Source organism: Bacillus sp. VA13, assembly GCF_055710085.1.
In genome coordinates this window covers 117,567-130,746 of record NZ_JBVQPP010000001.1, presented here as the reverse complement: position 1 = coordinate 130,746, position 13,180 = coordinate 117,567, and the positions used below count along the sequence as shown (strand labels likewise).

General features: G+C 45.0%; 14 protein-coding genes. 1 reads left to right on the top strand and 13 read right to left on the bottom strand.

Features of this window, described 5'->3' with window-relative positions; genetic code table 11:
• Positions 1-17: 17 nt before the first annotated feature.
• From plsX to AC0C66_RS00630, 7 genes are all read right to left on the bottom strand, one after another.
• Positions 18-1,019, bottom strand: coding sequence for a phosphate acyltransferase PlsX (gene plsX / locus AC0C66_RS00660; protein WP_072183013.1), 1,002 nt, complete (start codon positions 1,017-1,019; stop codon positions 18-20).
• A gap of 13 nt (positions 1,020-1,032) precedes the next feature.
• Positions 1,033-1,599 (bottom strand): transcription factor FapR, encoded by a 567-nt coding sequence (gene fapR, locus AC0C66_RS00655; protein WP_014113763.1) that lies wholly within the window; start codon positions 1,597-1,599, stop codon positions 1,033-1,035.
• Between the two features lie 108 nt (positions 1,600-1,707).
• Positions 1,708-3,756 carry an ATP-dependent DNA helicase RecG gene (gene recG / locus AC0C66_RS00650; protein ID WP_072183014.1) on the bottom strand — a complete coding sequence of 683 codons (2,049 nt, stop codon included), beginning with the start codon at positions 3,754-3,756 and terminating at the stop codon, positions 1,708-1,710.
• A complete protein-coding gene (sdaAA, locus tag AC0C66_RS00645) occupies positions 3,734-4,636 on the bottom strand; it encodes an L-serine ammonia-lyase, iron-sulfur-dependent, subunit alpha (protein WP_014113761.1) in 903 nt (300 codons plus the stop codon). Before sdaAA ends, recG begins: the two co-directional genes overlap by 23 nt.
• Positions 4,637-4,659: 23 nt before the next feature.
• The gene (gene sdaAB / locus AC0C66_RS00640) at positions 4,660-5,322 is read right to left on the bottom strand and encodes an L-serine ammonia-lyase, iron-sulfur-dependent subunit beta (protein ID WP_019714380.1); all 663 of its coding nucleotides are present in this window, start codon (positions 5,320-5,322) and stop codon (positions 4,660-4,662) included.
• 138 nt (positions 5,323-5,460) lie between these two features.
• Positions 5,461-7,122 carry a DAK2 domain-containing protein gene (locus AC0C66_RS00635; RefSeq protein WP_061187448.1) on the bottom strand — a complete coding sequence of 554 codons (1,662 nt, stop codon included), beginning with the start codon at positions 7,120-7,122 and terminating at the stop codon, positions 5,461-5,463.
• Positions 7,123-7,137: 15 nt separating this feature from the next.
• Positions 7,138-7,500, bottom strand: coding sequence for an Asp23/Gls24 family envelope stress response protein (locus AC0C66_RS00630; protein ID WP_003221550.1), 363 nt, complete (start codon positions 7,498-7,500; stop codon positions 7,138-7,140).
• Between the two features lie 279 nt (positions 7,501-7,779).
• On the opposite strand from AC0C66_RS00630, the gene rpmB reads away from it, so the two are divergent.
• Positions 7,780-7,968, top strand: a complete 189-nt coding sequence (rpmB, locus tag AC0C66_RS00625) for a 50S ribosomal protein L28 (RefSeq protein ID WP_003221548.1) — start codon at positions 7,780-7,782, stop codon at positions 7,966-7,968.
• 72 nt (positions 7,969-8,040) lie between these two features.
• Here rpmB and spoVM read toward each other — a convergent pair whose 3' ends face one another.
• The 6 genes from spoVM to prpC all read right to left on the bottom strand — a co-directional run bounded on the left by spoVM (position 8,041) and on the right by prpC (position 13,178).
• A complete protein-coding gene (gene spoVM / locus AC0C66_RS00620) occupies positions 8,041-8,121 on the bottom strand; it encodes a stage V sporulation protein SpoVM (protein WP_003221545.1) in 81 nt (26 codons plus the stop codon).
• Positions 8,122-8,190: 69 nt separating this feature from the next.
• Entirely contained in the window at positions 8,191-8,835 is a 645-nt protein-coding gene (locus AC0C66_RS00615) for a thiamine diphosphokinase (protein ID WP_014113758.1), read from the bottom strand.
• Positions 8,836-8,904: 69 nt separating this feature from the next.
• Entirely contained in the window at positions 8,905-9,558 is a 654-nt protein-coding gene (rpe, locus tag AC0C66_RS00610) for a ribulose-phosphate 3-epimerase (RefSeq protein ID WP_072183016.1), read from the bottom strand.
• Positions 9,559-9,562: 4 nt separating this feature from the next.
• Complete coding sequence (gene rsgA, locus AC0C66_RS00605; protein WP_014113756.1) at positions 9,563-10,459, bottom strand: ribosome small subunit-dependent GTPase A; 897 nt, start codon at positions 10,457-10,459, stop codon at positions 9,563-9,565.
• Between the two features lie 14 nt (positions 10,460-10,473).
• Complete coding sequence (prkC, locus tag AC0C66_RS00600) at positions 10,474-12,420, bottom strand: serine/threonine protein kinase PrkC (RefSeq protein ID WP_072183017.1); 1,947 nt, start codon at positions 12,418-12,420, stop codon at positions 10,474-10,476.
• Complete coding sequence (prpC, locus tag AC0C66_RS00595; RefSeq protein WP_072183018.1) at positions 12,414-13,178, bottom strand: protein-serine/threonine phosphatase PrpC; 765 nt, start codon at positions 13,176-13,178, stop codon at positions 12,414-12,416. The genes prkC and prpC overlap by 7 nt, the downstream gene beginning before the upstream one ends.
• Positions 13,179-13,180 lie beyond the last annotated feature (2 nt).

The following is a 13,180-nucleotide window of genomic DNA, read 5'->3' as shown; positions in this document are numbered from 1 at the left end:
ATGTAAAAACCTCCAGACTACTCATCTGTTTTTTCTTCTTTAACTTCTTCCTGAATGAGCGCAGCCACATTTTGGGTGACCATCTCTCTTGCTTGACGAATCGCATGAAATACAGCATTCGAATCTGAAGAGCCGTGCGCCTTGATCACAGGCGCTTTTAAGCCGAAAAGACTTGCTCCGCCATAATTCGAATACTCCATTTTCATTTTCATTTCTTTCAACTTTGGCTTCAGCACAGCTGCTGCAAGCTTTGATGTGAGATTAGACGTCATTACTTCTCTCATCATTTTAAAAATAGATAACGCAGAACCTTCCAGCGTTTTGAGTGTAACATTCCCGGTAAAGCCGTCTGTTACTACAACATCCGCCACATCATCTAAAAGGTCTCGCGCTTCCACATTTCCGATAAAATTGATGTTTGCTGTTTCTTTTAACATTTGAAACGTCTGCTTCGTCAGTTCGTTTCCTTTTTTATCTTCTGTTCCGACATTTAAAAGCCCGACTCTCGGTGAATTGACACCGCGCACTTGCTGAGAATAAACAGAACCCATGATGGCGTATTGAACAAGGTGCTCCGGTTTGGCATCGACATTGGCGCCGACATCAAGGAGAAGAAATCCGTCTCCTGAAACGGTCGGAAGTGTCGGGGCAAGCGCCGGGCGGTCAATCCCTTTAATTCTTCCGACGATAAACAGACCGGCTGTCATTAACGCACCGGTATTCCCTGCTGAGATGCAGGCGTCAGCTCTGTTTTCGGCAACTTCCTGCGCCATAAGGACCATAGATGAGTTCTTTTTTCTTCGCACGGCGCGGACCGGTTCATCCGTAGGCTCAATCACTTCATCTGCGTGCAGCACCGTGATGCGATCTGATGTTGTTGTTAAATGTGATTCTATCGTTGTTTTGTCACCGACAAGTGTGATATGGAGATCATCAAATGCCTCTATACCCTTTATAACTCCGTCAATAACGGCTTTGGGAGCGTGGTCTCCTCCCATTGCATCTACAGATATTCTCATGCATGCTCCACCTTTATGAATGTTTTGAACGGTACATGTCAAAATGTCCAGAAAAAACAATTTCTTCGCCGACATAGCTGTTCACTTCGACAACTGTTCTTCCTTTTTCTTTTTCGACCGCCGTCACTTTCGCTTTCGCTACGACACGTTCACCCTGCTTTACCTGTCTTGTAAAGCGGATGTCTGCACTTGCAGTCAGCGCCAGCTCGTCATCAATGACTGCAACAGCCAAGGAATTCGCCTGCGCAAATAAATGGTGGCCTCTCGCAATCTGATTCCGGCTGAACACATGCTCCTGTTTTATTTCTAAAATGGATATCGCCTGATCATCCAGCTCAAGGTCAATAATCTCTCCGATAACTTCATCAAGTGACAGGGATTTCACTTCATCTTCAAGTGTTTTCTCTGCCACGTTCTTAATTCTTTCTCTCAGCTCCGGTATGGAAAGCTCTAAGCGGTCCAAACGTATCGTCTGGATACTCACCCCAAATTTACCCGCTAATTCTTCATCTGTAATAAAGGGGGTTACTTGAATCGTCTGCTGAAGTAATTCCTGGCGTTCTCTCTTATTTCTTCTCATATCTAAACACCATCCGGACAATTAAGACTAGGTACTAATAGTAGTATATAATTTCATAGATTGGAATGCAACGATTGTTTCTGACTGAACACCAAAAACTTCTGGTGCTCAGCTTAATTTTTCCCCATCCATTACTCCGCTCTTCAGCAATTGCTCTCTCAGCGCACCATATTCCGGCTCCTTCCAAAACGAATCAGAAGCCACAAGATTCGCAGCATCCTGCCTTGCCGTTTCAAGTGCTCTGTAATCATGAACCATGTCCGCCACCTTGAATTCAGGCATTCCGCTTTGTTTTTTCCCGAAGAAATCTCCAGGGCCTCTCAGTTCCAGATCCTTTTCAGACAACTCGAAGCCGTCATTGGTCTCGGACATGATTCTCATCCGTTCTTTCCCTGTTTCTGATTTAGGATCGGCCATCAGAATGCAGAAAGATTGGTGCTCGCCCCGTCCGACACGGCCGCGCAGCTGGTGAAGCTGTGACAGCCCGAAACGGTCGGCGTCATAAATCACCATGATGGTTGCATTCGGAACATTCACGCCAACCTCCACCACAGTGGTTGATACGAGAATTTGACAGTGATTTGCGCTGAATTCTCTCATGACCTGATCTTTTTCATCGGAATGCAGCTTTCCGTGCATAAGGCCGACGTTCCATTTCCCCCGGAAAATGTCAGAAAGCATATTGTACACATCAATGGCGTTTTGCACATCAAGCTTGTCTGATTCTTCAATCAGCGGGCAGATGATATAAGCCTGTCTGCCCTGCTTTAATTCTTTTTCAACGAATGCCAAAATACGGTCCAGCATATCATGCTTTACCCAATAGGTTTCGATTTGTTTTCGTCCCGCCGGCATTTCATCTATGACAGATACATCCATTTCTCCGAACACTGTGATGGCTAACGTTCTTGGGATTGGAGTGGCTGTCATAAAGAGAACATCGGGATCCTGCCCTTTGTTTCGAAGCTTTTTACGCTGCTCAACTCCAAATCGATGCTGCTCATCTGTAATGACAAGACTTAACGCCTTAAACTCCACCTCATCCTGAATTAAAGCGTGGGTTCCTACAAGAATATCAATCTCTCCCGCCTCAAGACGTTCAAGCAGTTCTTTTCGCCGCTTCCCTTTAACAGAGCTTGTCAAAAGGGCGACGCTGACATCCCACTTTTCAAATAGTGAAACGAGCGAATCCGCATGCTGTTCCGCCAGAATTTCTGTCGGCACCATGAGCGCTCCCTGGTATCCGGAGAGGATCGCGGCATACAGCGCAATGGCGGCGACTGCCGTTTTTCCTGATCCAACGTCCCCTTGAAGAAGACGGTTCATTCTGTATGGAGAAGACATGTCTGCTGTTATTTCGCGAAGCACGCGCGACTGGGCGTTTGTGAGGGGAAACGGGAGGCTTTTTATAAATCTCATGAGTTCTTCGTTTGAAAAACGCTGCCGTATCCCTTGTGTCTGCTCTCTTTCCGCCTTTCGGAACGCCTGCATTTTCAACTGAAACAACAAAAATTCTTCGTAAACAAACCGACGTCTGGCAAGCTTTAACGCTTCTCTTGTTTCAGGCTGGTGCATTGCTTTTAACGCCTGCTGATAATCCGGCAGCTTATAGCGTGTTTTTAGCTTTTCCGGAAGAGGATCTAAAAGTGAATCTGCATATTGAGTCAGCGCCTGCTGAATAAAGCGTCTCATCATTTTGACGGTAACATTTTCTTTCACAGAATACACTGGTTCAATGCTCTTATCCTCTTGGTGCGGACCGTTCTTCAACTCCTGAACAGAGATGGTTTGGCGGTGCTTGTCCCATTTACCGGAGACCGTCACGACAGAACCCAGAGAAAGCTTTTTCTTCAAATAAGGCCGGTTGAAACATACGGCTGTAACTAAATAGTGGCCGACGAGAACCCTAAATGTCAGCCTGTTTCGTTTCTTTCCGTAATAGGTAAGAGAAGGCTCTGAATGAACCTTCCCTTCGACTGTAACTCTTTCATCATGCTTTACTTCTTCTAAATCCCTCAGCTCGTAGTCATCATAGCGATAAGGGAAATAATTCAGAAGATCAGAAATGTCATAAATACCGAGTTCATTCAATGTTTTTTCTGTTTCCGGCCCAATACCCTTAATGTTAGCTATACTAGTTTGCTGATGTTGTTTCACTTGAACCTAGCGCTCCTCCGAAAATTTTTTTCTCTAATTCTCTTCCTGTCGGTGTTGCTGCCAAACCGCCCTGGCCTGTTTCTCTAAGTGCAGTAGGCATCGTCTGGCCAATTTTATACATGGCATCGATAACCTCATCACATGGAATGCGGCTTGTAATGCCTGCCAATGCCATATCAGCAGCAATCATCGCATTTGACGCGCCCATTGCATTCCGTTTCACGCAAGGTACTTCAACAAGCCCCGCAACAGGATCGCACACTAGGCCGAGCATATTTTTTAATGTAATGGCCATGGCCTCCGCGCTTTGTTCGGGTGTTCCCCCTGCCATTTCAACAATCGCCGCAGCTGCCATGCCTGAGGCTGATCCAACCTCTGCCTGACATCCCCCGGCGGCGCCGGAAATACTTGCGTTATTAGCCACGACAAATCCGAAAGCACCGGCTGTAAATAAAAAGCGGATCATTTGTTCTCTTGTTGGGTTCAGCTTTTCTTTTACAGCAAATAACGTGCCAGGCACCACACCGGCAGAACCTGCAGTCGGTGTCGCACAAATCGTTCCCATGGCTGCATTTACTTCATTTGTTGCAACAGCTTTCGATACAGCATCCAAAATCAGCGGGCCAGACAGGCTTTTACCTGATCGAATGTAGGCCTGTAATTTAACGGCGTCACCGCCTGTTAAGCCCGTTTGGCTCGTAACTCCCTCGAGTCCTTTCTGAACCGCAGCTTCCATAACAGTCAGATTGTGATCCATTTGCTGAAAAATTTCTTCTTTTGTTTTTTCTGTTACTTCCATCTCTTGCGCGATCATTACATCAGAGATGGATATTTGCTTTTCTTTAGTAATCTCAATTAATTCCTTTACATTACGAAACATAACTGGCTCCTCCTGACCTTTCGCTAGTCAGCAATCTTTGTCACTTGAATAATATTCGGCAGTTTCGACAGCTCGTCGAGAACGTGGTCGTCAATATTTTGATCGACCTCTATTGTCATCAGCGCGAGCTGGCCGATATCCTTTCGGGCTACTTCCATATGTCCTACGTTGATTGAAAATTTCGCCAGAACATTGGCAACACCGGCAATTGTGCCAAACTTGTCATTATGAACAACTAATATGGCCGGATGATTTCCTGACAGCCGGAGTTCAAAACCATTTAATTCTGTGATTTCAATCTTTCCTCCGCCAATCGAAATACCCGTCAGCTCAAGCTCTCCCTTTTCATCAGAAATGGTGATTTTGGCTGTGTTCGGATGGACTGGGACAGCGTCTTCAACCCTAAACTCTATATCAATTCCTTTATCTTCTGCAATTTGTATAGCGGTTTTAATCCGTTCGTCGAATGTATCAAAATCAAGCAATCCGCCAATAATCGCGACATCTGTGCCGTGGCCTTTATACGTTTCCGCAAAAGAGCCATAAAAGGATACAATGATGCGCTCAGGCTCTCTGCCAAATAAACTTCTGGCCACTCTCCCGATTCTCGCTGCTCCCGCGGTATGCGAGCTGGACGGACCGATCATCACCGGGCCGATAATATCAAAAACGCTTCTGTATTTCATGCTATTCCTCCTTATGAACCAGAGCTTATAAGCGCTTTGCTTCTAGACTAATTGATCAGATATAAAATGGCAAGCGGGCGCGTTACAGCGCTGCCGCACTTAAAAGCAGACATAAGAATAGAAGGGCAAATTGCCCTTCTATTCTGCAGAAACTATATATGAATACAGCGGCTGTTTTCCGTTGTGGATCTCAACCTCAATCTCCTCGTACTTTTCACTGAGAAACGCTTCAAGCTCCTCAGCTTCTTCCTGAGACGCATCCTCACCATATAAGATGGTGACAATTTCGTCGTCTTCTCCGATCATTTCTGACAACAGCATTTTCGCGGCTGACAGCTGATCTTCAGCAGTGCCGATAATCGTTCCATTCAGAATCCCCATAAAGTCGCCTTTTTTAATGTCTTTGCCGTCAATGTGAGTATCTCTGACTGAATACGTCACCTGCCCGCTTTTTACTTGCTGAATAGCGCTGAGCATATTGCCTTCGTTCGCTTCAGCTTCTTGATCCGGATTAAATGCCAGCAGGGCTGACATCCCTTGCGGAACCGTTTTGGACGGTATGACAAAAACCTGTTCATCCATTACGCTGGCCGCTTGATTAGCCGCCATGATAATGTTGGAGTTATTTGGTAAGATAAACACCGTTTCTGCATTTAGAGATTTCACAGCCTCGACAATATCCTCAGTGCTCGGGTTCATAGTCTGTCCGCCTTCAATTACAACAGAAGCGCCGATGCTTTTGAATAAGTCAGAAATGCCTTCTCCCATCGCCACAGTTACAATGCCATACGGCTGCTTTGCCGGCGGTTTTTCGTTGTCAGCAGGCTTGCTTTCTTGGCTGATGATGGAGGTATGCTGTTCTCTCATATTTTCTATTTTAATTTTGATTAATTCACCGTAATGCTGGGCATAGTTTAATACATTTCCCGGCTCTTCAGCATGAATATGCACCTTCGCCAGTGATTCATCCGCAATAACTAACAGAGAATCACCAAACTGGCTGAGGTCTTGTCTGAACGTACCTTCGTCGAATTCTCGTTTTGTCTGATCGAGCCTTACCATCACTTCGGTACAAAAACCAAATTCAATATCTTCGGTATTCATCAGGCTTTGCGCGCTCTTATGATGCTCTGCGCTGACCATGTCATCAAGTGATGGAAGAACAGCTTTCTGAGGCACAGTTTCACCTTTTAATGAAGCAAGGAAACCTTCATACACACAAAGCAGGCCTTTGCCGCCGCTGTCGACGACTCCTACTTCCTTCAGGACAGGAAGCAATTCAGGGGTCCGGTTTAAAGACGCCTCTGCTTCTTCTGTCACTGCAGTCATTAGCATTGTGATATCGGTTTCTTTTTCTGCAAGGGTTATCGCTTTTTTCGCAGCGTCTTTTGCAACTGTTAAAATGGTGCCCTCTACAGGTTTCATGACAGCTTTATACGCCATATCAACACCTGCTTGCAGCGCAGCGGCAAACTCCAGTGCATTAATTTCTTTTTTGGTTTCAATGCTTTTACTAAATCCGCGGAACAATTGGGACAGGATCACTCCTGAATTTCCGCGTGCTCCCATGAGCAGTCCTTTAGATAACGCGGAGCCCACCTTCCCGATATCATCCGTATTCATTTGCTCCACTTCTCTAGCTCCGGAAGTCATCGACAGATTCATGTTTGTTCCAGTATCGCCGTCCGGCACCGGAAACACGTTCAGCGCATCAACCGCACTCGCATTTTGAGACAGATTCTGCGCTCCCGCAAGAATCATCTCGGCAAAGGTTCTGCCGTCTAATGTTCTGATAGACAATCCTACTCCTCCTAACTACGGGTTCGTCACTCGGACACCTTGGACATAAATATTAACAGAGTCCACTTCCAGTCCGATGGTTTGATTTACTGTGTACTTTACTTTTGTTTGGACATTATGTGCCACTTCAGAAATTTTCGTGCCATAGCTGACAATGATATACATGTCAATATGTATCTGTTCTCCTTCTTGGCGAACCTGGACACCCCTGCTGAAATTCTCTTTCCGAAGGATTTCAGTCAGTCCGTCTTTAATCTGGTTTTTAGAGGCCATGCCGACAATGCCGTAACAATCAATCGCCGCGCCACCTGCAACCATCGCAATGACTTCATTAGATATATCAATCTGTCCGTACTTCGTTCTTAATTCAATGGACACACTAGTTCCTCCTTCGAATGCAATAGAGTTACAGCTATTCTACTATATGGTTTCCATTATGAAAAGAAAAGACCTGGCTATTGCTGCCCGTCCCTCTACATATACTATAGCGCCGCTGTTTCTGCAAGATGTCAAGTGAATTTTCTTGAAAGATGATGAAACAATAGTTGCAAACGTTTTTTAGCTGTGGTAAATTATTTAAAGTATCCATATCGAAAGCATCTAAGACCATATGAATGTTAAAAAGTAGATGTTTTGTGCAAGTGAGGAGGGAAACAAATGGCACGTAAATGCGTTATCACAGGTAAAAAAACAACAGCTGGGAATAACCGTTCTCACGCAATGAACGCTTCTAAGCGCACTTGGGGCGCGAATCTTCAAAAGGTTCGTATCCTTGTGAACGGAAAACCTAAAAAAGTATATGTATCTGCTCGAGCTTTGAAATCCGGTAAAGTTGAGCGTGTATAACAAAATGAACGCCTGCCTCGATAAGTGGCAGGCGTTTTTATGTGGTGAAAGAGGGCTTTGAACCCCTGGGCATTAATCTTTTCTAAATGAGCCCAGCATCGCCCGGACAATTCCTCCTAAAAACTTCGGCAATTTAATGGTGTAAAATTTCATTTTTGTCCCCTCCTATAACGTCCCGTAACCGCCTGTTCATTGATTTCAGCAAATGAATGAAAGCACATGCTAATCCGTGCTTCTTATCATTATTAATATGCCTTTTGCAAACGAAAAAGTACCTCGTGAATGAATGAGTTCGTTACTAATACATAGTGTTGAACCGAGCATAATATGACACTTATTTAGCGGATATTTAAAACCAGTCAGGGTCAGCTCATGTATTTCTTCGGAAAACGGTATGAAGGAGATATATCGCTTGTTTTCATCCTTCTCAATATCATATTCACCGGGAGGGAACATTTGAATATGATTTTGTTTATCTATCAGCCTAATTTTTATATTCGTTTTTACACCTCTGTACAGAAGCTGAATGTTGCCTAAAAAATGATCAGCTCTGCCGCCTGTAATGCCGAAGATCTGAATGATATCCGGCTGTTTTTCCAGCGCCCAATCAAGGGCGAGGTCTAAATCTGTTTGATCTTTTTCTGCTTGATACACATGGAGTGCGGGAGCGGCTTTTTGAATTCGGAGACGTTCTTGCTCTGTTATGCTGTCAAAATCTCCAAAGGCTTCATCAGGAATGATCCCGGCATCTAAAAGAGTGACGGTGCCTTTGTCAACACCGATCCAAAGGATGTGCTCAGCCATATAGCCGGTTAGATCAGGAATGAGATCTTTAGGGCCTCCCGCAACGATATTGATTGTTTTCATCTCTGATTCCTTTCTCTGCATACAGGAAAAAGAGCTTAGGCTCTGTACGCCCAGCTCTTTTTTTGCTGCTTATTTACTTCCTCTGATTTCAGAAATTGCTTTTTTGCGGTCGGACTGGCCATAAACAGCTGAACCGGCAACGAGTAAATTTGCACCCGCTTCAATAACTAACGGAGCAGTTTCCTTGTTGACGCCGCCGTCTACTTCAATTAACAGATCTTTTTTTCCTCTTTCATCCGCCATTCGCTTAACCTCTATGATTTTAGGAAGGACGGAATGAATAAATTTCTGCCCCCCAAATCCTGGGTTCACCGTCATTAAAAGAACAAGATCAAGGTCGTCGAAAACATGCTCGATGACTTGTACAGGCGTATGCGGGTTTAGAACAACACCGGCCTTTACACCCTGCTCTTTAATAAGCTGGATGGTACGGTGCAGGTGCGGACATGCCTCAGCATGCACAGACAGGATATCTGCGCCCGCTTTTGCGAAAGCTGGGATGTAACGATCCGGCTCTTCTATCATTAAATGAACATCAAGCGGCAGATCTGTTACCGGACGGACAGCTTCTACAATCAGCGCACCGATCGTGATATTCGGGACAAAATGGCCGTCCATGACATCAATATGAATACAATCGGCTCCGCCCTTTTCTACATCTTTAATCTCATTGCCTAAAGCGGCAAAATCAGCGGAAAGAATAGATGGTGCAACCTTTATCATTATGCTAATACCTCGGCTTTCTGTCTTTAATCTCCGTCATAAATTCAACATAATGGTCATAGCGGTACTGCTTTAATTCCCCGTCTTCAACGGCTTGTTTCACCGCACATTTCGGCTCTTTTAGGTGTAAACAGCCTCTAAATTTGCATGAAGAGCTTTTTTCTCTAATATCAGGGAAGGTATAGCCAAGCTCTTCTTCCTCAATGTCTGTAAATTCAAGCGAGCTGAATCCCGGAGTATCCGCAACCAAGCCTCCGGACGTGTGAATCAGCTCCACGTGGCGAGTTGTGTGTTTCCCGCGGCCCAAATGCTCAGAAATCTCGTTTGTTTTTAAACCGAGCTCCGGACTAATCGCGTTCAGGAGCGAGGATTTTCCAACACCGGACTGACCGGCAAATACCGTTGTTTTGTCCTGAAAATGCGGGATGATATCCGCTAAACTGTCTTGGTCCTTAGAGGAGGTGAGATACACGTCATAACCAATATTCCTGTAGTCTTCTGCATAGGCTTGAATCGCATCTTGTGTATCTTGATCTTCAATCAGATCCATTTTTGTAATGCATATAATCGGCTGAATATCATTGGCCTCAACGAGAACCAAGAAGCGGTCGAGCAATGCCGTGCTGAAAGAAGGCTGAACCGCTGAGAAAACAAGGACCGCTTGATCAACGTTGCAAATTGGCGGCCTGATCAGCTCATTGGTTCTTTCTTTAATTTCTAATAGATATCCCTCTTTGTCATTTTCAGCTTGATACACAACGTAATCACCGACAAGAGGGGTAATTTTGTTCTTTCTGAAAATGCCTCTTCCTCTGCATTGTATTACTTTATCTGAATCCTCTGATTCATCGAGTACATAGTAAAAGCCGCTTAGCGCCTTAATAATTTTGCCCTCAGGCATATTTTCCCTCCTTGTTATTCATCTTTCGGATATTCAATGGTTTTGTAGCTGACGACTTTATTGTTTACCATCACTTGATAATACCCTTTTTGGCCAGGTTCAATCTTTAGTTCGATCGTCCGTTCAGTCGGCTCTTTTATCTTAAATTCTTCGTAAGAGTCAGAGATACTGTGATCTGCATCGTCAATCGCGATTTGCACTTCAAGCTCGTCCCCTTCATTTTCTGGCTCGTAGGGGATCTCGACCTTTTCTTTCACTGTTTTCGCAGGTTTTTTCTCAGGTCCCAGAGAGAATGTCACTTCAACTTCGTTTCCCGGCTTTACTGCCGTTCCTGCTGCTGGTTTTTGTTTGACAACCTGTCCTTCTGGAACGTCATCTGAGTATGCTTCTTTTTCGATCAGCTTCAGTCCGTTGTCTTCCAGATATCCAGACGCTGCTTCTTTACTGTAAGTTTTCAAGTCTCTAAGCGTAATGTCTTCGGGCCCGATACTGACTGTGAGTTTGATTGGATCTTCACTCGGTACAAGTTCAGTCCCTGCTGACGGATTCTGTTCAATGACAGTGCCAGCGCTTTTCTCGTCATTCACTTCATTCACCGTTACATGTTTAAACCCTTGGTCCTTTAAGGCTTTTTTTGCCTGATCGACCGTTTGGCCTGTTACATCACCGATCTCTGTTTTAGCTTTTCCGGTGCTCTTATAAAGCGTGACCGTTGCGCCTTCTTTCACTGTCGAATCCGCTTTAGGATCCGTTTTTACCATCAGGCCTTCTTCAATTTTCTCATCTGAGATTTCCAAAACCTCTGAATCAACCTGCAAACCGTCTTTTTCCAAGAGGTCTGCCGCCTTTTCGTATTCCATTCCGGAGACATCAGGTATTTTGACATCTTCAGGCATAAAAAGCGACGGAAAAACGGTGACAGCGAGAATTCCAGCTGTGATGAAAACGATGCATATCGTGAGCAAAACCCACGGCCACTTTTTTCTTTTGCCGTTTTTCTTTGTTTTGTTGTCTTGGGCGGATGTCAATTCAGCTTCTTTTTCGCCAGCAGCTTTAGCGAGCTCTTCATCTTTAATGATAGGAATCGCTTTTGTCATTTCTTCATCTTCTTGAACCGTAAATCTCTTTTCATTGAGTCTGTCGGCATCAAAAGCTGTTTGGATATCTGCTTCCATGTCTTCAGCCGTTTCGTAGCGATGAAAAGGATCTTTGGCAGTTGCCTTTAGTATGATGTTTTCAACACTTTGGGGTACTGACGGATTCCACCTTCTCGCCGAAGGGGTTTCCGCCTGTAGATGCTTTAAGGCGATGCTGACTGCTGATTCTCCATCAAACGGGATACGGCCGGTTAAGAGCTCGAATAGAACGATTCCAATCGCATAAATATCCGATTTTTTTGTTGCCAAACCGCCCCGCGCCTGTTCAGGTGATAGGTAATGGACTGAGCCCAGCACAGAATTTGTATGGGTGATTGTAGTCGAGCTTAGTGCTGTCGCAATTCCGAAATCCGTCACTTTGATATTTCCCATGTGGTCAATCAAAATGTTATGCGGCTTAATGTCTCTGTGAACAATCTGATTTTGATGGGCATGAGCAATGGCTGAGACAATTTGCTCCATGATGTTCAGCGCTTCTTTAGGGTGAAGCGGCCCGTTTGCTGTTATGTATTCTTTAAGCGTCATGCCCTCAACGTATTCCATGACAATATAATAAATATCATCTTCCTCGCCCAAATCGTAAATGCTGACAATATTCGGGTGATCGAGGCTTGATGCGGATTGGGCTTCTCTGCGGAAACGCCTGACAAACTCATTGTCGTTCACATAGTCAAACCGCAGGATTTTGATTGCGACTTCACGGTCTAGAATGATATCCTCAGCTAAATACACGTTGGCCATTCCCCCGCCGCCTATAACGCGGAGAATTTGGTAACGCCCGCTGATCCGCTTGCCGATTAGCACTGATCTTCACCCTCTTCAACATGTAAAGCAAGCTCAAGCAAAACTGCTGTAATGTTGTCTTCCCCGCCATTCTGATTGGCTTTGTCCACAAGCAGGTTTACTTTTTCCTGAGGAGCTGAATCGCTTTGCAGGATGTCTTTTAACTCAGTGCCTTCCACTTTATTCGTCAGTCCGTCAGAACATAGAAGCAGTTTGTCCCCGGCTTCAATGTCAAAGGAACGTGTGTCAATGCTGACTGACCGGTCTGTTCCGAGTGCCTTCGTCAACACATTTTTTCGCGGATGATGTTCGGCGTCTTCTCTGGAAATCTCTCCAGTGCGAACCAGTTCATTTACAAGCGAATGATCTTCTGTCACCTGAATGAAATCATCGTCCTGAAGCAAATAGCATCTGCTGTCACCTATATGAGCAACAGAAACCGTTTTCCCCGTAAAAAGCGCACATACAATCGTCGTCCCCATGCCTTGGCATTCTTCATGGGCTTGGGCGTGATCGTATATTTTGCTGTTTACCGCAAGAATCTGTTCAATGAGCCATTCTTCACATTCTGAAGGCGCAACTGGAATCGCCTCTGCTTCATTCCATTTCTCCCCCATGGCTTTCACAGCCATCTTGCTTGCAACATCTCCAGCAAGATGGCCGCCCATGCCATCAGCGACAACCGCTAATACAAATTGATCTTTCCCCTTGAATATCCCCGCATCATCTTCATTATGCTGGCGGATTTTTCCTGTATCTGTTTTTAAGGCTGTTAACAACC